Raw genomic sequence first — 20,426 nt, forward strand, 5'->3', positions numbered from 1 at the left:
CATGTCTACGTTAGCTATTGAACTGAAAAAAGAGGACGAGCAAAAAGTTGCCCAAGAGGCGTCGCAGCTGATTCAACGCGTCTCTTCCACCGGTACGCTGGAATTGGATGCGCTGATGGACGATATCGGCAAGTTGGGCATGAAAACGCAGGAAAAGGCAGGCCAGACCTTGCAGATGCTGGACCGCCCGGTCAACGATCTGATGTCGGGCGATCGGGTGGAAGTGTCGAACATGATTCTCAAACTCCGTTCGGAGTGCGAAGGGCTCCAACAAAGCAAGAATGTCGGGCTGTTTGGGAAATTGCTTCGCAAAAGCCCGTTCAAAAACTATGTCTACAAATACCAATCGGTCAAAACGAACATCAACTCGATCGTGGGTGGACTGCGGGACGGTAAAGACACCCTCCAAGAAAACATCGCCTATATGCGCCAACTGAAGCGCACGTCGATGGAGGAAATCTACAACCTGCAAACCAAGATCGCGTTCGGTGACAAGCTGAAGGATCTGTTCGAAGTGGAGATCAACAAAGCGGACAACCCTTCGCGCAAAGCACACTTGGAGCGTGGACTGCGCAAGGTCGTGTCCCGCATCCAGTCGATGACCGAAATGATCATGCTGTACAACCAAGCGATCGCAGCCACCGATATCATCAATGACAACAACGACAAGCTGATCGATGCGGTCAACAACGCGATCGACAAGACGGCCAACCTGATCACCGTCTCGGCGATGATCGCGATGGCGCTGGGCGATCAGGAGAAAGTGATCGCGGCGGTCGATGCGACCAACAAGACGTTGGAAGACCAGTTTAAAGAAAACGCGCGCCTGTTGCGAACCACGACTGAGCGCACCAACGAACTGCTGAGCAAGCCCTCGATGTCGATGGAAGCGGTCAATCAGGCGATTGGCGATCTGATGGCGGCACTCGATAGCTCGGAGCGTTCCAACCAGCAGATCATCCAGAGCTGCAATGATTACACGAGCAAAATGGCTTCGATCAACCAGCAGATGAGCCAACGCTTAGGGCTGGAAGCGGGTAACCAAGCTCCTGCTGCTGGCCGCGAGCTCGGCAACAATCGGATCAGCAACTTTTTAGAGTAAAGACATCCCTTTTTAGCGTAAAGACGTCTAAAGAAATGACACCCCCTCATACACTACGGTAACTGCAAACCTCAGGTCGAACCTGCGAGGAGGGCGTCGTTGTGGTTGAGGGGATTTTTATGGGGGGACTGATTCTGTTGCTGATCCTGGTCAGCAGCTCAGCGCGCGCCGAGTCGATCGCCGAACTGAGTGAGCAAGATCGGGATTAAGTCATGTTGCCAGCAGTATCCGAATCCTTTCTTATGTGCAGACTGGAAAAGATCATGATTGTGTTCAACCGAAAGGAGCATAAACGATGTATGACATTCTGATCGTCGGTGCTGGTCCAGCCGGAGCGAGCGCCGCATTGTTTGCAGCCAAAGCGGGAAAGAAGACAGTGGTCATCGACAGCGACCAGAGCATCACCAAACGCGCTTGGGTGGAAAATCATTACGGTGTGATGGAAGTCACAGGTCCTGAACTTGTGGAGACGGGCAAAAAACAGGCGGCCAAATTTGGTGCCGAACTGGTGACAGGCAAAGTGGAAAACATCGTGAAAACGGACAACGGGTTTCGTGCCGAAACGGAAAACGGCCACTATGAGGCGGCCCATGTTCTGCTCGCCACCGGCGTGATGGCCGATCTGGTTGACAAGATCGGCTTGCAGGTCAAAGCGGGCACCGAGCCGCATATCAAGACGAACATCGAGGTTGATCGGGATGGCAAAACGAGCATCGATGGCATCTGGGCGGCGGGGACGATCGCCGGGGTCAGCGTGCATACGATCGTGACGGCAGGTGATGGCGCACGAGTTGCGATCAACATCCTCAGTGCGATCAACGGCACTCGCTATGTAGACCATGATGTGATGAAGTAATACCCGACCCGGATGCTTGCTGTCTCGCGAAAAAGCCTTGGCAGTTGCCAAGGCTTTTTCGCGAAACAACAGGCGTCTATTTGTTATCATGGAGTGGATGTGAATGTGGAGGGAAGCGCATGAGAATCGCCATTTTGATTGCGGATGATGATCCGCACATTCGGAAGTTGGTCGCGTTTTATTTACAGAAGGAAGGCTATCAAATCTTGCAGGCTGAAGATGGACAAGCGGCATCGCTGCTGTTGGAATCGGAGCGCGTGCACTTGGCGATCGTCGATGTGATGATGCCAGGCAAAGACGGGCTCGAGCTGTGTCGGGAAATCAGAGATCATTATGACATCCCGGTCATCCTACTGACCGCCAAAGGGCAAGTGGAAGATAAGGAGCGCGGTTTTCTGTCGGGCACCGACGATTATCTGGTCAAGCCGTTTGAGCCGCGCGAACTGCTGTTGCGGATCAAGGCGTTGCTACGGCGCTATCAGGTCGCGGCGGTGCAGGCGATCACCATCGGCGGGACGCGGATTGACCGGTTGAGTCATGAGGTGCACATCGGGGAGCGCGTTCTGTTGCTACCGCGGCGGGAGTTTGAACTGTTGTTTCAACTGGCCAGTCATCCCGATCGCGTGTTCACCCGTGAACAATTGCTCGATCTGATCTGGGGTGCTGGGTATCAAGGCGATTCGCGGACCATCGATGTGCACGTCAAACGCCTGCGCGAGCGCTTTGCCGATCTACCGCAAGATTTTGTGATCACGACGGTGCGGGGCATCGGATATAAGCTTGAGGTGCAGTCCGCATGAAGTCGCTCTACGTGCGGACTGTGCTGATAACGGTGGTGATCGTATGTTTGAGTGCGCTGTTTGGCTTTTGGTTGACCAACCTGTATTACCAGTTCAACATGAAGGGCTACAACGAACAGAAATTGTACGAGATCGCTTCAGAGACGGTCGCTTTGTATGAGCGCAATCCGCAGATCGATCTCGATTCCTATCTGAAAAGCATCGCAAAATTGAACTATCAGCTCTATCTGGTCGATGAACAGTTGCAGGTCCGCACGTACGGCGACCCGTTCCGTGAGCAGAGCCTCGACACCGAGGTGATGTTACAGGTGCAGGCGGGACAGACCTATTTCGGGTCGGAGCATGTGCGCGGCCTGTTTGTGACCGGATTTTTTGAAAATACATTGGCGAACTCGATCGGAGTGCCGCTGCGGGCGGAGCAGCAGACCTATGCGCTGTTTCTGCGGCCGAATCTTGAACGGATGTTTGGCGAAGTGCGGGTGATGTTTGCCCGACTGCTGTTGTATACGTTTGGCTTTTCCTTGCTGTTGATCCTGATCTCGACTCGCTATTTGGTCAATCCGATCCAGAAATTGACCGAAGCGACGAAGCGGGTGGCAGAAGGCGATTTTGAGATTGAGATGGACGTGACGCGGGGCGATGAGATCGGACGGTTGGCGCGTGATTTTTCGAAGATGGCAGCTTCACTGCGGCAGTTGGATGAGATGCGGCAGGAGTTCGTCGCCAACGTCTCGCATGAAATTCAATCGCCGCTGACCTCGATTCAAGGCTTTTCGCAGGCGTTGCGCACAGAGGAGATGACGGCAGAGGAGCGGGAAGCGTATCTGGAGATCATCGAGACGGAAAGCCGTCGCTTGTCGTCGCTCAGCAAGCAGTTGTTGACGCTCGCCTCGCTCGATCATGACGTGCAGTCGGGCGAGATCGTATCGTTTCGCCTCGACGAGCAGATTCGGGACGTGGTGAAGCTGGCCGAATGGCAGTGGTCGGAGCAGGACTTGAGCGTCGATCTGCGCTTGCAGCCTGTCACGGTGACAGGTCAAAAGCATTTTCTGAATCTGGTCTGGACCAATTTGATCGCCAACAGCATCAAGTTTACCGATCCGGGCGGCCAGATCACCGTCTTGCTGCGCGCTGAAGAGCAGGCGGTGACGGTGGAGGTGCGTGACACGGGGATTGGAATTGCCGAGGAGGATGTGCCGTACTTGTTCGAGCGCTTTTACAAAGCGGACAAGACGCGCAATCGCAACCGAGCGAGCAGTGGGCTTGGCCTGTCGATCGTGCACAAGATCGTGCGGATGCACGGCGGGCAGGTGGAAGTGGCAAGTCTTGTCGGGGTGGGTACGACTTTTTGCGTCCGACTGCCGCAGATGTAATGTTCCGTTCATCTTCTATTCATCTGACTTGCTTATGATGCAGGTAAGAGATGAAGAGGGGGTTCCCAAGATGAAATGGCTGCATCGAGTGGCCGAGATGTCAAGTACCTCGAAGGGTGCCAAGTGGGTGATCAGCATCTGGCTTGTGCTGGCGATCGTTATGAGCATGGTGGCTCCGTCCGCCAAGGAGTGGTCGGTGTCCGAAGGGACGGGGTTAAACGACGATGCGCTGTCCATGCAGGCTCAGCAGTTGCTCGACCGCCAGTTTCCGACCAATGATGGGCTGAGTGCGCTGTTAGTATTTCAAGACCAAGCGGGTTTGAAGCAGGCAGATTGGGAGAGCATCTTTACGGTCTCACGCTGGCTGGCTTCCTCCGACAAACCGGGGGAAGTGCTCGGTGCCGTGCCGTTGCACGAGATGACGGAACCGAGTATGTCCTCACTGATCGATGAACATAAAACGACGCTGATGCTGCCCGTCCGACTGGAAAAAGGACTGGAAAATGATCAGGTTCGCGATGTGGTCGAAGCGATTCGCGTGCATGTTGAAGCGGGTCTCAACAGTGAGTTAACGTTTGCGATCACCGGTCCGGCCGGGATTGCGGCCGATTCGCTGTCCGTTTTTCGGAATGCTGATTTTGTGCTGATGACGGCGACTGTGGTGCTGATTCTGGTCATGCTGTTGATCATGTACCGTTCGTTTGTCTTAGCTGTGATCCCGCTGCTTGTCTCTGGGTTGCTGTACACCATCACCAACCACTTGCTCGGGCTGATCGGTAAAAATGGTTGGGCAGAGGTAGAGACCCAAGCGCTGTCGATCATGATGATTCTGTTGTTCGCAGTGTTGACCGATTACTGCATGTTTGTGTTCTCACGTTACCGAGAGGAGCTATTACAGACCGAATCACAGTATGCGGCGATGCAAAAAGCGATCTCTCGCGTGGCGGAACCGGTGTTTTTCAGTGCCGGAACGATCTTGCTGGCTGTCGCGACGCTGTTTGTCGCCGTCTATGAGCCCTACCGCAACTTCGCTCCCGTCTTCATGACGGCGATGGCGGTGATCCTGCTGGGCGGTGTTACGTTGATTCCTGCAATCTTTGCCTTGTTGGGACGACGGGCATTCTGGCCGTACATTCCGAAGATCGGTGGAAAGGCGGAGCGGCCGAGCAGGCTGTGGGAGCGGGTGGCCAGGTTGGTGACCACTCGTCCGAAGCGCACGTTTTTCCTACTGTTGACAGCTTTTCTGCTGCTGATTCCGGTGACGTTTCAAATCGACTATTCGTTCAATCTGATGAAGTCGTTCCCCGAAGCGACCTCGTCACGTCAGGGATTTGAAATGCTGGAAACTTCCTTTCCCAAAGGGGAATTGGCGCCCGTTACGGTACTGTTGCAGTCGGAGCAGGATCTGAGCGCGGACGATTTCCAACAACGCCTCGTTGCACTGGCTACCGCTCTTCAGAACGAGGAGGGCGTGTATTCGGTAGCTGCTCCGGCGAACTCGGCTCAGCTATCGGAGGATAAGCACACCGCGCGCTGGCGGATGGTGCTCACCGACAATCCGTATGATGTCGAAGCGCTAGATGCGCTCCAACAACTGCGGGATCGCCAAAAAACGCTGTTAGAAGCAAGCGGGCTCAATCCGCAGACGAACGAGCTGCTGTTTAGCGGACAGACGCCTATACAGAGCGATGTCCGCGAACTGAACGGGCGCGATACGTTTTGGGTGATTGCAGTTGTCATCGTTTTGATCGCCGTTTTGTTGACAGTAGCGACCCGTTCGCTGATCGCGCCGCTCTATATGTTGGGTACAATCCTGCTGACGTATGGGGCAACGCTAGGTATAACCTGGCTTTTGTTCCATCACGTGCTGGGCTATGAGGCCATTTCGTATCGCATTCCGCTGTATGCGTTCGTGTTTATCGTGGCGCTGGGGGTTGACTACAATCTGATGCTCTTTGCCCGCATCCGAGAGGAAGCACAACGCGCAACGGTCGCAGAAGCGATTCGCCGTGGCGTAAGCAAGACAGGCAAGGTGATCACGTCGGCCGGATTGATCCTCGTCGCGACCTTCTCCGTGCTGATCACCCAGCCACTGTTGGAGTTGAAAGCGTTTGGCGCGGTGGTGGCGATTGGGATCCTACTCGATACGTTCTTGGTTCGCGGACTATTGATGCCATCTTTGATGATGATGTTGGGCCAGTGGAACTGGTGGCCTAGTAAAATGCAAAAAGAAAAGGGGAGATAGATGATGTTGTCGAGCGTGCTGTTATTTCTTCATTTGAGCGGACTGGCTGTGTGGCTAGGGGCTGCTGTGCTGTTGACCATTTTGTTTGCCGTCTTGAAAAAACAGAGTGACAATTCGCTGTTGCTGCTCTGCACCAAACTTGTCAATCGTTTGCTCAGCGTTGCCGCCTTGACCGTGTTGATCTCCGGAGGCGGGCTGATCGAACTGCTCGGCTGGCGGGGGATGGACAAACCGTTCTGGCTGTCGTTTATGGAACAGGCTGGAGGAACGGTAATCCTGCTGTTTATCGCTCTGTTCACATGGCAGAGCCGTCGCTTAGTCAAGCGCTTGAAGCAAAGCAAAGAGCAAGGGCAGGCTTCGAAAATCGCTGGCTGGTATGCAGGGGCGATGGGTATTTTCACCGTCGCGATCACGGGCGTGTTGCTGGTGGTCAGCCTGCGGCTGGCATAAAAAAGGGCTGGGGTCGCGGTTGCGATCTCGGCCCTTTTTGCTATTATTTTCTGACATTTAATTGTTTGAATGAAATGGGTTGACAGATCGAGCGTTTCGAGTGATAATACAAACGGTGATAATGATTATCAATTACAACTAGAGCACAAAAGGAGATACATAGACTTATGAAACGTTACAAATTGATCCCGACTTTGCTGGCCGGCGTGATGGCAGCAGGGTTGTTGGCAGGCTGCGGTACAAAAGAAGAAACGACACCGGCTGACTCCGAGCCGAAAAAAGAACAGATCGTCAACGTCTACACGGCGCGAAACTATGAAGTCGATGGCGTTCTCTATAAACAATTCACCGATGAGACGGGCATCAAGGTCAACGTGGTAGAAGGCAAAGCGGAAGAATTGATCGAACGGATGAAGCGCGAAGGACAGAGCTCGTCGGCCGACCTGTTCGTCACCGTTGACGGCGGTGTGCTGAACAACGCGAAAGAAGCGGGCGTGCTGCAAAAGGTGGAATCGAAGGTGATCGACGAGCAGGTTCCGGCGCATCTGCGCGATACGGACAACCAATGGATCGGTTTGTCCACTCGCGCACGCGTCATCGTGTATTCGAAAGACCGCGTCAAGCCGGAGCAGTTGTCCACCTATGAAGATCTGGCAACTGATAAGTGGAAAGGGAAAGTGCTGGTGCGCTCCTCAACTTCCCTGTACAACCAGTCTCTGGTCGCGTCTCTGATCGAATTGAACGGTGAGCAAAAAACGGAAGAATGGGCAAAAGGCATCACAGCCAATCTGGCGCGCAATCCGGAAGGCGGCGACCGTGACCAAGCGAAAGCGATCGCGGCAGGCGTCGGTGATGTAGCGATCATGAACACCTACTACTTCGGCGCGATGCTGAACTCGAAAGATCAGGAAGAAGTGAAAGCTGCTCAGCAACTCGGCGTCTTCTTCCCGAACCAAGACACGAACGGCACGCACGTGAACATCTCGGGCATGGGCTTGACCAAGCATAGCAAGAACAAGGAAAATGCGGTCAAACTGATTGAATTTATGACCAGCGAGAAATCACAGACGACGATAACCCAAGCCAACTATGAATTCCCGGTCAACGCAAAAGCGGATCGTCCGGAACTGCTCAAAACTTGGGGCGACTTTAAGGCACAGAAAGTAGACTTTGCGAAGCTTGGTACTTATAACAAGCAAGCGCTGCTGATGATGACCAAGGTTGGTTGGAAATAATGAAATCGACAATACGTCGGCGCATTAACTCACTCACAAACGGCTGGCTGATCGTCAGTCTGGTGGGGGCAACAGTTCTACTGTTGCCCGTTTTTGCGATTCTGTTCAGCGTTTTCTCGGCGCCGAGTGAAAATTGGCAGCATATTAAGGAGTATTTGCTGGCCGATACGATTGGGCAGACGCTGCTGCTCGTCACGCTCACCGGACTGTTTGCGACGCTGATCGGGGTCGGGCTCGCTTGGCTCGTCGCGGCGTATCAGTTTCCAGGCAAACGGTTCTTCCGCTGGGCGCTGGTGTTGCCGCTAGCAGTTCCGCCCTATATTGCCGCCTATACGTATAGCACGATGCTCAGTTATACGGGGATCGTGCAGACCACCTTGCGCAATCTGGGCGTGACCGTCACGCCGGGACTGATCGATCTGCTGTCGATGCGGGGCGCAGTCTTTATTTTTACGATGTTCCTGTTTCCGTACGTCTATCTGATCACCCGATCGTTTTTGGAGCGGCAGAGCGGGTCCTATCTGGAGAATGCGCGCTTGCTTGGCAGAAAGCCTTTGGCAATCTTTTTCCGCGTGGTGTTACCGATTTCACGTCCGGCGATCATCGGGGGCGTCTCGCTTGTCGTGTTTGAAGTGATCAGCGATTACGGTGTGACCAGCTACTTTGGGATCAATACTTTTTCAACGGCGATCTTTCAAACGTGGTTTGGGATGTACGATCTGAGCGCGGCTGTGCGCTTGGCCGCTTGGCTGATGGTGGGGCTGATCGGGTTCTTCTTGATCGAGCGTCTGCTGCGCCGCCAACAGCGGTACAGCACCTCGACAGGCAAACTCAATCCGCTCGTACCGAAGCGGTTGCGCGGATGGCGTTCGGTGTTGGCGGTGCTGTTTTGCTCGGGCGTGTTTTTGATCGCGTTCTTGATTCCGGTCGTGCAGTTGGTGCAGTGGGCGATGTGGAGTTTTCAGGATGTGTGGCACGCTGAGTTCTTGCAGTTGGCGACCAACACGGTGCTGGTGGCGCTGATGGCGACTGCCGTGATCATGGTGTTTGCGGTGATCGTCGCCAATGTGATCCGGATGCAACGCAACGGGTTTAGCTTTACGCTATCCAAGCTGGTGACGGCAGGCTACTCGATTCCGGGTGCGATTTTGGCAATCGGGGTGCTGTCGCTGTTCATCTGGCTGGATCGGGTGCTGGCACCTGTGTATGCACAATTCGGCATGGTGGAGGCACCGCTGGTGCTCAGTTTGTCGCTGGTGATGCTGGTGTTCGCCTATGTCGTTCGCTTCATGGCGACAGGGTACAATGCGGTCGAGAGTGGATTTGAAAAGTCGGGGACGAAGTACACCGAAGCGTCGCGGATGCTCGGGCATGGGTTGACCTCGACGTTTCTAAAGGTGGATTTGCCGCTGATCAAAGGGGCGGTGTTGAGCGGGGCGATCTTGACGTTTGTCGAGATCATCAAGGAACTGCCTCTGGTTTTGCTGCTTCGTCCGTTTAATTTTGAGACGCTGGCGACCAAGACCTATCAGTATGCGAGTGATGAACGTATCGTGGAAGCGGCAGTTCCGGCGCTTTGCATCATTTTGGCAAGCTCGCTCTCAGTCGCTGTTTTTCATCAAATTGGAAAGCGGGTGGAACGATGAGCATCGTTGAGATTCAACAGCTGACCTTCTCGTATGCGAAAGGTCAGTCGCCAATCCTCGATCAAGTATCGATTGCGATCGAAAAGGGAGAGATCGTCGGCATCGCCGGTCCCAGCGGCAGTGGCAAGAGCACGTTGCTCCGCCTGATCGCCGGACTGGAGACGCCAAACGCCGGGTCGATCGCAGTATCGGACCGCATCGTGACGGACGCGCGCACGTACGTGCAGCCCGAAAGCCGCGGGGTCGGCATGGTCTTTCAAGACTATGCGCTGTTCCCTCATTTGACCGTAGCCAAAAATATTGAATTCGGATTGCACCGCCTAGCCAGAGCGGAGCGTAAAAAGCGGATGCAAGAGATGTTGGAACTGGTCGGACTGACCGGATTCGAACAGCGTTATCCGCATGAACTGAGCGGCGGCCAGCAACAGCGAGTGGCCTTAGCGCGCGCCTTGGCCCCACAGCCGATCATCCTGCTGATGGACGAACCGTTCAGCAATTTGGACGCCGATCTGAAAGCTTCGATCCGTCGCGACCTGCGGGACATTTTGAAAAAAGCGGAGATGACCTGCCTGTTCGTCACGCATGATCAGCAGGACGTTGAGGCGATCTGTGATCGGACGATCGAGTTGAACGGCGCTCGGTAGACGGGGAGCAGTTGTTCGGCCCTGTTTTGCAACCGCTCGGCCACTGGATAGCTCGGTCGTTTGGTAGTTTGGCTGACAAAAGCGGCTGTGCATTCGGCAGCGCCTCGTTTTTGTATTATAATGAGGTCATGATCTTTAAAAAGGTTGTGAGACAAGTTGCTGGAAGATACCGGGGAACGCATCATACCGGAATTGATGAAACCGACCAACGGGATGCTGCTTGAGCATCTGGCTCGCTATTATTTTGCCGCACCTTATGTCAATGGCACTGTGCTCGATTTTGCCACGGGCGCTGGGTATGGTGCACATATGATCGCCAAGCTGTGCAAAAGCAGGACGGAGGCGGTGCTCGGCGTTGACATCGACCCGGCGGTGGTTGAATATGCGCGGCAGACCTACTATCATCCGCTGGTCAGCTATGCGGTCCACGATGTGCTCGATCCCAAATTGAGTCAGCAGATCGGGCCGTTTGACACGATTTTGTCATTTGAGACGGTCGAACATATTGCGGACGATGAGCGTTTTATGCAAAATTGCTATGATCTGCTCAAACCAGGGGGCACGCTGGTCCTCTCTTCTCCGTTTGGTGCGGGTCGAGGCAAGCCGTGTCTGAGTCCGTGGCATGTCCACCAGTATACGGAAGATGAATTTCGCCAGTTGTTCCGGCAGTTTGACTCCGTCGAGTATTACTACCAACACGGTGTGCTGTTCGAACCGAAGCGGGAAGGCGTTCGCTATCCGTTTGGCATCGCAGTTTGTAAAAAATAAGGGCTGTTTGAAGCGACCTCCGCTTCGACAGCCCTTTTTTGACGGCCAATCGCCTGTGTGACAAAGCGCTGTGACCGCTTTGGGTCATAAGCGCAGTGAGAACTTGCAGCATGCGTTGGGATGAATTTTGACGTCGTCTTGGTGGTCGTGCTGTGGAACATCGTGCGCACCGAGCGAAAAAACAAGCGTAAAAATGCATAACCATGTGAAACTACAGAACAAGAAGAGTGCAGGTCATCATCGACCCTGCGCTCTTTTTTTGTGCAAACGACGTGACAACTTGTCCAAACAATGACGTTACAATTTGTCCAAACAATGTGGGTCCCGAAATAAGTTAAGTGTAGAGTTGTTTGTTTATTAGTCGGATTAGTGAGATAATAATTTAATAACTCATGGAACGCTTCAGATGTTTTTTCATCTGTAGCAAAGAGAGGAGAAGGACATGTCGCAAGAAAAGGGATTGTTGATCGCATTTGAAGGAGCAGGGAGAAGTGGGAAGAGCAGCTTAATTCGTCTGTTACGGGAAAAGCTTGAACAGTCAGGAAGGGATACGGCCTTTACCGAATGGAACTCCTACCCTGGGACGCAGGAGTTGATCGATGATAAAAAGTTGCATTTTACTTTCAATCCGCTGACCTACTCGGTGCTTCATCTTGCCGATTTTGCGCTCCGTCATGAGGAAATCGTGCGGCCGGCACTTGAGCAGGGTCAGGTGGTGCTCGCAGACCGTTGGATCTATACACCGTTGACTCGGGACGTCGCTCGCGGTATCTCCAGTGAGTATATCAGGCAGTGCTATTCCTTTGCCAGCTCAGCCGATCTGGTGTTTTATGTGGAGGTGCCCGTCGAGGTGGCATTGGAACGACATCGGACCACCAAAGGATATTACAATCACAATGCAGGCACAGACATTTGGCCGGATGTGTCGCACGAAGACGCATTTCGCCTGTATCATCGTCGCTTGACCGATTTGTACGGTGAACTGCTAGTGACGGAAGGATTTGTGAAGTTGGACGGGTTGAAAACGCCGGAGGAACTGCTCGTCGACATGTGGACGCATGTTGAGCGCCTGCTCGGTGAGCGATGAGCGGTGAGCAACCACGCGCTGCCGGAAAATGCACGATGGGTAGGTGCGCATTTTTGTTGCCAAACTGCCAGTCATGGGAGTATGATGATGTCAACAACTTACACACGGCCTAATCTCGGTCCCTGCGCGGGACCGAGAACGGAGGAACCAATCAATTGGGGTTAATCTTGCGCTTTGGCGCGAGAGGGATGAGGAACTGACTTCTCTGCCATCCTACCCGTCAGCTAACTTCGTCGGCTTATGCAGGGAAGGTCAGAAGACCTTCGATGATTGATGGTCTTTTTGTGTTGCCAACACACGGAAGACCGTTCTTCGCGAGTCTTCAACCTCTGACTAGGATGATAGTCGGCAGGGCGGTGCCATCATGGCCGCCGGGCAGACCGTGACCGATGCAGATCTGACCTCCAATCATGCACCGCGTGCATAGTGTGGTTCGAGTTGCATCTTTTTTATTGGGGGAATGAAGATGAGCCAACCGATCAAAACCAAGATGGAAGCTGACATCTCAGACGCGTACATCAAATTTCAGCGCGAAGTGTTAGGCCGAGGCCCGCAAGAGACGAAGACCTACATCATGAAAGACATGGTGATCGTCCGGCTGAAAGGCGTGCTCACACATGAAGAAAAGACGCTGGTCAAAAGCGAAAAAGGCAAGCGGCTGGTCAAAGAGATGCGGCTGACGATTCGGGAATCGCACAGCGCGGAAACGGAAGCGCTGATCTCGCAGATCACAGGATGCAAAGTGATCGCCAGCCATTGTGATATTTCGACCAACATCGGCGAGTCTGTGGAAATGTTTATCTTGGATGGCGATCTGGAAAAGAAGATTCGGGAAAAAGAAACGCTTTAGCGGAGGATCAATCACAGGGCAGCCCTGAAAAGGGCGGTCGGGTGTTCGGTAGGCCGGGAACGACTTCAACAAACAGTTGAAGTGCGTCCCGGCCTTTTCTTATGAAAAAGGGAGGGTTCTCACATGCTTGTCAAATTCAAACGATTCCTGATTGGCCGTCCGATGAAATCAACAGAACTGGCCGCCGAAAAATTGACGAAACGAAAAGCGCTGGCCGTGCTTTCCTCCGATGCGCTGTCCTCGGTGGCGTATGGCACCGAGCAGATTTTGATGGTGCTGATGGCGGTGGGGGTGGCTGCGCTGTGGTATTCGATTCCAATCTCGTTTGCCGTCTTGCTGTTGCTCGCCATCCTGATTTTGTCCTACCGCCAGATCATCTATCGCTACCCGTCGGGTGGAGGGGCGTATCTGGTGTCCAAAGAGAATCTGGGCGTGCCGTTTGGCTTGTTGGCTGGCGGGTCGCTCTTGGTCGATTACATCCTGACGGTGGCGGTCAGCGCCTCGGCCGGAACGGATGCGATCACGTCCGCCTTTCCCGCTTTGCACGATGATCGGGTGCTGATCGCAGTCGTGATGATCGGGGCCCTGACCTTGTTAAACTTGCGCGGGGTCACCGAGTCGGCCTCGATCCTCGCCTATCCGGTCTACCTGTTTGTCGGGGCGATTGGGCTTTTGATCGTCTGCGGTCTCTTTCAGATCGTGACCGGGCAGGCGCAGGCGACAACGCCCGAGTATGGGACGTCCGTTCCAGGGTTGACCTTATTTTTGCTCTTAAAAGCGTTCAGTTCCGGCTGTTCGGCGCTGACCGGAGTGGAGGCCGTATCGAACGCGATCCCGAGCTTCAAACGTCCGGCAGAAAAAAACGCCGCCACGACGCTTTTGATGATGGGGCTGATCCTCGGTAGCATGTTTCTCGGTATCAGTGTGCTCGCCTATTGTTTTGGCATCGTGCCAAATGGCCGAGAGACGGTCGTCTCACAGCTCGCGTCGAGCGTCTTTGGGCGCGGAACTGTCTACTACGCGGTGCAGTCGGTGACGGCGCTGATTCTGTTTTTGGCGGCGAATACTGCGTTTGCCGCGTTTCCGGTGTTGGCCTTTATGCTTGCCAAAGATCGCTACCTGCCCAATATGTTTACGGTCCGAGGCGATCGGCTCGGATTTTCGAACGGGATCATCATGTTGGGTTGCCTGTCCGCCTTGTTGATCGTGCTGTTCCACGGCCATACCGAAAATTTGATTCCGCTCTATGCGATCGGCGTGTTCATTCCGTTCACCCTGTCGCAAACGGGGATGATGCGGATGTGGCTGCGTTCCAAACCGTCCGGCTGGTTGCTACCGTTTCTGATCAACACGATCGGGATGCTCACAACGCTCACGATCACGCTGATCTTTATCTGCACCAAATTTTCGCAAGTCTGGTTGGTGTTTCTGTTCCTGCCGCTCGCTATCTGGGTCTTTTTGCAAATCCAACGCCACTATCAAAGCATGGCGGGTGAATTGCAAATCGATCTCGCGCACGACAAGCCCTACCAAAAAGGCACCGTCATCGTCATCCCGGTGGCAGGTATCACCCGCGTGGTCCGCAATTCGATCTCGTATGCCACTTCGCTGACCGATCAGGTGGTCGCCGTGTATGTCGGATTCGATGAGGAGGAGATCGCGACGATGGAGCGCAGGTGGGCCGAGTGGAATCCCGGTGTGCGGCTGATCATCCTGCGCTCGCACTACCGCAGCATCGTCAGACCTTTAATCAAATTTATCGACACGGTCGGCTGGAAAGCGGCGGAGACCGATCATGTGACGGTGCTGATCCCGCAGTTTATCACCAAACGTTGGTGGCACAACATCTTGCACAATCAAACCAGCTTTTTGATCCGTACCTATCTGTTCGCGCGCCGAGATGTGACAGTGACAACAGTTCCGTATCATTTACATCAGTAGTAGAGCCGAAGAAAAAAACACCACTGGAGCGAAAAATGGGCTCCTCGTGGTGTTTTTCTACCAAGCGGAAAACGTTGGCCCGCGCACGGAGCGCGAAAAAAGGAGCCGCAGACTGGCTGCGCGCTCCTTTTCTCATTTGGCTCGATAGGTGATGGCATACAGAAAGCCGATCAAGGACAGCCCGGCCATGACCAGATACAGTGCAGGGCCGCCCAGCCAGCCGAAGATCCAGCCGCCCAGCCATGAGCCGATCATGCCGGAGACGCCGAAGAAAAGGATGGCCAACAGCGTGGTGCCTGTGGCTTGCCATTCTGGCGGGACGGTGCGGTTGAGGTATTGCAGGGAGGCGGTGTAGAAGATGACAAAGGTCACGCCTTGCGTGAGTTGGAGCATAATGATCGCATAGGGCGTCGGAAAGAGCGAGCAGAGCAGGAAGCGCAACGTATAGAAGAGCGCCGCACCTGCGATCCACATCCGTTCACTGCCTTTGGCGAGCAGGCGAGCGCTCAAGGCGAAAAAGGTGATTTCGCTGATCGCCGCCACAAACCACGCCAGACCGATCAGCCCGGTCGAAGCGCCGAGGCTGTGCAGATAGACGCCGAGGAAACTGTCGTTCATGCGGTGCGGCAAGGCGGTGATCATCATGAGTACGAAAAAGAGCACCGTCTCTCGATTGCGCAAAAAGCGGAGCAGATCTTGAAGCGCGAACGACTTGGATTGCGCCGTCACGTCGGGCAGGCGAAGCGCGATCAACAGCGCGGCCAGCCCAAAGCCCAAAAACAGCCAAGCAAAACTGGTAATGCCCAAATAGGTCGAAACCGCGCCTGCGATCAGCGAGGTCGTTGCATAGCCGATCGCGCCGAACATGCGGACCGAGCCGAATGACACGCCCATCTGTTCGGAGAGGCGGTAGTTCATGCTCTCGGTCAGCGGGTCGGAGGGCAGGAAAAAGAAATAGAGCAAGGCGACCAACAGCAACAAAACGATACCGTTGCTCACAGAAAAGGTGATCGTGCCGATCAGCACGGAAATGGCGAGGGTGAGCAGCAGCATTTTTTTGACGGTGCGGTATTTGTCACTCATAAAACCCCAGAAGGGCTGTGAGACGATGCCGATCATCGACCCGATCCCGATGATGGCCCCGATCTTGGCCGCCGAAACACCGCGAGCGGACAGGTAGACGGGCAGGAACGAGATGAACAGCGAGAGCAAAGAGAAATAAGCGTAGTTATAAGTCTTTAAAGCGCGCAATGAAAGCATGTGAGAAAGACGCTCCTTTGAAAGGGGACTAAAATTTATTGTAACATAAGGGTATGATAGAGAGGGAATCACGACCGATCATCACCAAAGGGGGAACCGCTTGTGTATCAAAATGAAGTTCATGTGCGCTTTTCAGACTGCGATGCGTTGGGACATGTCAACAACGCCGTCTACTTTACATACTTTGAGGAGTCGCGAAAAGATCTGTTCCGCATCTTCAACCCGGAGCTGGACACGCACAATTGGAATCTGATCGTCGCTTCGACCCGTTGCGACTTTCTGTCCGAAGCGATGTACGCACAAAAATTGACCGTCTACACGTGGATCGGCAAGCTGGGCTCGTCCAGCTTTGAAGTGGAACATGCGATGGCCGATGAGTTGGGCAACTGGGTGGCGCGCGGCAAGGCGACTATGCTCGGGTTTGATTTTGACCAAAAGAAAGCGGTCGCGATGACCGACGACATCCGCAACAAACTGCTTGAACATAGCACAGGCCCGGACGGTGTACCTGCGATCCGCGGCTAGGAATACGAGCGATGCTGGCGAAGCAGATGATGCTAGATCGAGCGGGACAGAGACTGAGGAAGAGACTGCACTTCATTAGGAAGCGCAGTCTTTTCTTTGTCACAAAGTAACAATTTATGCGGATCTTTGCGGATTGACAATGACTTGTGGGTCATTGTATGATTTCTGCATGCCATGACTGACCCGTCAGTCATTAGAACGTTTGAAGGAAGAAGAGGTGAGTGAAATGACTACAGCACAAACGGTAGAGCCAACCGATTTGACACAACCCAGCCGCAAGCGGACGTTGGTGATCATCGGTTTGATGCTCGGTCTGTTTTTTGCATCGCTCGACCAGACGGTGGTGGGTACGGCGATGCCGACGATCATCGGTCAGTTGGGCGGAATCGAATTGCTGACTTGGATTACAACCGCGTACCTGTTGACTTCGACAGCGGTCGTCCCGATCGCGGGGAAGCTCGCCGATCTGTTTGGTCGCCGCGTGATCTACATGATCGGCATGGGCATATTCATCATCGGTTCGGCGCTGTGTGGGATGGCGGAGAGCATGACACAGCTCGCAGTCTACCGCGCCATACAAGGGCTTGGCGGCGGGATCTTGATGCCGCTGGCGATGACGATCATCGGGGACATCACGACCGGGGAGTCCCGTGCGAAGATGCAAGGGATGTTTATGGCTGTCTTTGGCCTGTCTTCGTTGGCTGGCCCGCAGGCGGGCGGCTGGATCGTTGACCATTGGCACTGGAATTGGATTTTTTACATCAATCTGCCGTTCGGTCTGTTGGCAATGGTGTTTATCGCCTTGGGTTTGAAAAATGTGCATGTCAAGAAAGAAGTGATCATCGACTGGGCGGGCATCGGCACGCTGATCGTCGGGATCGTCTCACTGCTGTTGGCGCTGTCGTTTGGCGGCAACAAGTATGCGTGGGATTCGGTGGAGATTCTCGGCCTGTTCGGATTGGCGGTCGTCTCGCTCGTGTCGTTCGTCTTCGTGGAACTGCGGGCGAAAGACCCGGTCATCCCGATGGGGCTATTTAAGAACAGCGTATTTACCTCGGTGAACATCATCGGGTTCTTGATGAGTCTCGGCATGTTCGGCGCGATGATGTTCATTCCGCTCTTCATGCAAGGTGTGGTCGGGATGTCGCCTTCGCAAACCGCGTCGGTCATGACCCCGATGATGCTCGGTTCGATGGTCGCGTCGATCATCGGTTCGCGCTTGTTGCTCAAGATCGGTCTGCGTCCGCAGTTGATCATCGGCATGGGGATCATGCTGATCGGGTTCATCCTGTTCCTGACGCTCGGTCTCGAAACGACGCAACTGCGCGCCAGCCTATACATGATCATCATGGGGGCCGGGATGGGTATGATCATGCCGTCGCTTGGGATTGCTGTCCAAGAAGCGTTTCCGGCTGAGATTCGCGGGACGGTCACGTCGGCGACGACGTTCTTCCGCTCGATCGGCGGCACGGTCGGCATCGCGGTGCTCGGCACCCTGTTCAACAGCAAGTCGATCGAAATGATCGGGACCAAGCTCGACATGACGTTACAGAGCTTCGGTCCGCAAGGTGAACAGCTGCTCGACATGGCGCACAACAGTCCGCAGGGTCTCTATTCCTCGCTGCTCTCCGACACGTTCCTGAATGGACTGCCGCAAGAGGTGGCCGGGATGTTCAGCACGCAGGTCGTGCCGGTGCTGAAAGACGCGCTGTTGACCTCGATTCATTCTGTGTTTTCCATCGCGGTCTGGTTCCTCGCCGCAGGGCTTGTGGCCGCATTCTTCGTAGGCAAAGTGAAGATCAGTGGGGCAAAGGCCAAACCGACGAAAGCGGAGGAAACGATCAAGGCGGAAGAAGCTGTACAAAGTTAAGATGATGAGAAAAGGAGTTCTGCCAACGGGCAGAACTCCTTCTTTTTTAAAAGGCGAGCGATAGATAGCTCAGCGTCCCCAACTCATAACTGCGGTGGATGACCTGAGGGGCGGTGGACGGGTCGCCACTGCCGGCTGCAATGAACAACGGGACAAAATGTTCGGGGCGCGGGACGGCGAGGCGGGCGTGGGGCGCGAGTTGGTCGTAGTGGAACAGCGCCTCTTGGTCGCCCGCATTGAATTTTTCTAACAGCCAGTCGTCAAATTCGACCGCCCACGGTTCGGGAGTCGTTTGCTCCCATTTGATGATGCGCAGGTTGTGGACGGTGACGCCGCTACCGATGATCATGATGTCTTCCTGTCCCAAGCCTTGTAGCGCCTGCCCGATCTTAAACTGTTCTTCAGGAGACAAGAACGGGTGAATCGAAATTTGGACGACCGGAATGTTGGCATCTGGATACATGCGGCGCAGGAGCACCCAAGATCCGTGGTCAAGTCCGCGGGTGGTGTCTTTTTGGACAGGGATGTTGTGCGCAGCAAAACGGGCGATCACTTGGTCGGCCACTGCGGTCGAGCCTTTCGCCGGGTACTTGATGTTGTACATCTCCTCTGGGAACCCGTAGAAGTCATAGATCGTGTCGTAGGACTGATCCATGTAGGAAACGGTCAGAGTCTCTTTTTCCCAGTGGGCGGTGAAGATGATGATCGCTTTGGGTTTATATTGAGAGCCGAGTTGAGTAAGAAAACGGGCATATTCATTGTCTTGGATGGCAAGCAACGGCGATCCATGTGCAAGAAACAGTGCGGGAACCATGAGCAGTTCCTCCTTTGAGATGTAGTTTCTTTCTTGTAGTTAGTTTACAAAAGAAACGTATAGGCGGTCAAGTGATATCCTGTTGACAGGAGTTGTAGATGAAGCTACAGTATAGGGAAAATTGCATGCTTCAATCGTTCTCTAGGGTTCCGCGAAAGATGATATTTCAGTCGGTCAGGTCCAAGAGAGAACGCACAGCTGAGCTGTGTACACGGAGGGATAAAAGCCCGGGAGGATATCGATGTTGATATTCGACTGGGCTTTTTGCATGCTTTGCGGAAAGGGAGTGTGGGGAAAGATGAATCGCAACTGGATGATCGTATTGATCGCCGCTGTCTTCGAGGTCGCGTGGGTGATGGGGCTGAAACATGCAGAGACCCCGAATCAGTGGTCGGGAACAGGCATCGCCATCTTGGTCTCGATGGTGCTTTTGATCAAAGCGTCGCAAAAATTGCCGCTTGGAACGACCTATGCGGTGTTTACCGGGCTTGGTACGGCGGGGACGGTCGTGGTGGAGATGGCCGTTTTCGGTGAGCCGTTTCATATTGCGAAAGTGCTGTTGATCCTGCTGCTGCTCGGCGGCGTCGTCGGGCTGAAAACGGTCACGCCGGACAAGAAAACGAAAGGAGGAGCTTGACGATGGGATGGCTGTATTTGATCCTCGCAGGTTTGGGAGAAGTGTTCGGGGTGGCAGGGATTAATCGGATCAACGAGAAGAAAGATTGGCAGTCCTACGCGATTTTTACCGTCGGCTTTCTATTCTCGTTCGGCTTCTTGACCCTGGCGATGGAGTCGATTGCAATGAGCACCGCCTATGCCGTCTGGACTGGGATCGGCACGGTGGGCAGTGTGGTGTTAGGCATGCTGTTTTATGGAGAATCTAAAGAATGGCGAAGAATGCTATACATGAGCATGGTGCTGGCGGCCGCGGTAGGGTTGAAATTGATTTCGTAACCGAGG

The 20,426-nt window shown here is 54.1% G+C and carries 19 protein-coding genes and 2 riboswitches; of the genes, 17 read left to right on the forward strand and 2 right to left on the reverse strand.

The window, feature by feature from the left end:
- Position 1: 1 nt before the first annotated feature.
- The 13 genes from CIG75_RS02960 to CIG75_RS03020 all read left to right on the forward strand — a co-directional run bounded on the left by CIG75_RS02960 (position 2) and on the right by CIG75_RS03020 (position 14,997).
- Complete coding sequence (locus tag CIG75_RS02960) at positions 2-1,102, forward strand: toxic anion resistance protein (RefSeq protein ID WP_094235301.1); 1,101 nt, start codon at positions 2-4, stop codon at positions 1,100-1,102.
- Positions 1,103-1,397: 295 nt separating this feature from the next.
- Positions 1,398-1,958, forward strand: a complete 561-nt coding sequence (locus CIG75_RS02965; protein ID WP_094235302.1) for an FAD-dependent oxidoreductase — start codon at positions 1,398-1,400, stop codon at positions 1,956-1,958.
- Positions 1,959-2,077: 119 nt separating this feature from the next.
- Positions 2,078-2,758 (forward strand): response regulator transcription factor, encoded by a 681-nt coding sequence (locus CIG75_RS02970; protein ID WP_094235303.1) that lies wholly within the window; start codon positions 2,078-2,080, stop codon positions 2,756-2,758.
- Entirely contained in the window at positions 2,755-4,131 is a 1,377-nt protein-coding gene (locus CIG75_RS02975) for a sensor histidine kinase (RefSeq protein ID WP_094235304.1), read from the forward strand. The genes CIG75_RS02970 and CIG75_RS02975 overlap by 4 nt, the downstream gene beginning before the upstream one ends.
- Before the next feature lie 70 nt (positions 4,132-4,201).
- On the forward strand, positions 4,202-6,376 hold the full coding sequence (locus tag CIG75_RS02980; RefSeq protein ID WP_094235305.1) for an MMPL family transporter: 2,175 nt from the start codon (positions 4,202-4,204) through the stop codon (positions 6,374-6,376).
- Complete coding sequence (locus CIG75_RS02985; RefSeq protein ID WP_094235306.1) at positions 6,377-6,826, forward strand: hypothetical protein; 450 nt, start codon at positions 6,377-6,379, stop codon at positions 6,824-6,826. It abuts the gene before it with no gap.
- A gap of 167 nt (positions 6,827-6,993) precedes the next feature.
- Entirely contained in the window at positions 6,994-8,061 is a 1,068-nt protein-coding gene (locus CIG75_RS02990; protein WP_094235307.1) for a Fe(3+) ABC transporter substrate-binding protein, read from the forward strand.
- Positions 8,061-9,707, forward strand: coding sequence for an ABC transporter permease (locus CIG75_RS02995; RefSeq protein ID WP_094235308.1), 1,647 nt, complete (start codon positions 8,061-8,063; stop codon positions 9,705-9,707). The genes CIG75_RS02990 and CIG75_RS02995 overlap by 1 nt, the downstream gene beginning before the upstream one ends.
- On the forward strand, positions 9,704-10,351 hold the full coding sequence (locus tag CIG75_RS03000; RefSeq protein ID WP_094235309.1) for an ABC transporter ATP-binding protein: 648 nt from the start codon (positions 9,704-9,706) through the stop codon (positions 10,349-10,351). Before CIG75_RS02995 ends, CIG75_RS03000 begins: the two co-directional genes overlap by 4 nt.
- Before the next feature lie 156 nt (positions 10,352-10,507).
- On the forward strand, positions 10,508-11,119 hold the full coding sequence (locus CIG75_RS03005; RefSeq protein ID WP_094235310.1) for a class I SAM-dependent methyltransferase: 612 nt from the start codon (positions 10,508-10,510) through the stop codon (positions 11,117-11,119).
- A gap of 442 nt (positions 11,120-11,561) precedes the next feature.
- Positions 11,562-12,206: a dTMP kinase gene (locus CIG75_RS03010; protein WP_094235311.1), complete on the forward strand. Its 645-nt coding sequence runs from the start codon at positions 11,562-11,564 to the stop codon at positions 12,204-12,206.
- A gap of 96 nt (positions 12,207-12,302) precedes the next feature.
- A riboswitch (cyclic di-AMP (ydaO/yuaA leader) is annotated at positions 12,303-12,461 on the forward strand.
- A 211-nt stretch (positions 12,462-12,672) separates the two neighbouring features.
- On the forward strand, positions 12,673-13,056 hold the full coding sequence (locus CIG75_RS03015; protein WP_094235312.1) for a Na-translocating system protein MpsC family protein: 384 nt from the start codon (positions 12,673-12,675) through the stop codon (positions 13,054-13,056).
- A gap of 123 nt (positions 13,057-13,179) precedes the next feature.
- The gene (locus tag CIG75_RS03020) at positions 13,180-14,997 is read left to right on the forward strand and encodes an APC family permease (RefSeq protein ID WP_094235313.1); all 1,818 of its coding nucleotides are present in this window, start codon (positions 13,180-13,182) and stop codon (positions 14,995-14,997) included.
- A 132-nt stretch (positions 14,998-15,129) separates the two neighbouring features.
- Here the strand turns inward: CIG75_RS03020 and CIG75_RS03025 are convergent, their stop codons facing one another.
- Positions 15,130-16,257, reverse strand: coding sequence for an MFS transporter (locus CIG75_RS03025; protein WP_094235314.1), 1,128 nt, complete (start codon positions 16,255-16,257; stop codon positions 15,130-15,132).
- A 102-nt stretch (positions 16,258-16,359) separates the two neighbouring features.
- Here CIG75_RS03025 and CIG75_RS03030 point away from each other — a divergent pair, with 102 nt between their 5' ends.
- Together CIG75_RS03030 and CIG75_RS03035 are read left to right on the forward strand one after the other, a co-directional pair.
- Positions 16,360-16,782: an acyl-CoA thioesterase gene (locus tag CIG75_RS03030; protein WP_094235315.1), complete on the forward strand. Its 423-nt coding sequence runs from the start codon at positions 16,360-16,362 to the stop codon at positions 16,780-16,782.
- Between the two features lie 226 nt (positions 16,783-17,008).
- Positions 17,009-18,652 carry an MDR family MFS transporter gene (locus CIG75_RS03035; RefSeq protein WP_094235316.1) on the forward strand — a complete coding sequence of 548 codons (1,644 nt, stop codon included), beginning with the start codon at positions 17,009-17,011 and terminating at the stop codon, positions 18,650-18,652.
- Positions 18,653-18,698: 46 nt separating this feature from the next.
- Here CIG75_RS03035 and CIG75_RS03040 read toward each other — a convergent pair whose 3' ends face one another.
- Positions 18,699-19,466, reverse strand: coding sequence for a DODA-type extradiol aromatic ring-opening family dioxygenase (locus CIG75_RS03040; protein WP_094235317.1), 768 nt, complete (start codon positions 19,464-19,466; stop codon positions 18,699-18,701).
- 130 nt (positions 19,467-19,596) lie between these two features.
- A riboswitch (guanidine-I (ykkC/yxkD leader) is annotated at positions 19,597-19,702 on the forward strand.
- Between the two features lie 62 nt (positions 19,703-19,764).
- On the opposite strand from CIG75_RS03040, the gene CIG75_RS03045 reads away from it, so the two are divergent.
- On the forward strand, positions 19,765-20,103 hold the full coding sequence (locus CIG75_RS03045) for a DMT family transporter (protein WP_094238314.1): 339 nt from the start codon (positions 19,765-19,767) through the stop codon (positions 20,101-20,103).
- Positions 20,104-20,105: 2 nt separating this feature from the next.
- Positions 20,106-20,420 carry a DMT family transporter gene (locus CIG75_RS03050; RefSeq protein WP_094235318.1) on the forward strand — a complete coding sequence of 105 codons (315 nt, stop codon included), beginning with the start codon at positions 20,106-20,108 and terminating at the stop codon, positions 20,418-20,420.
- Positions 20,421-20,426: the final 6 nt, after the last annotated feature.

This window comes from Tumebacillus algifaecis (assembly GCF_002243515.1).
Lineage (GTDB): Bacteria > Bacillota > Bacilli > Tumebacillales > Tumebacillaceae > Tumebacillus_A > Tumebacillus_A algifaecis.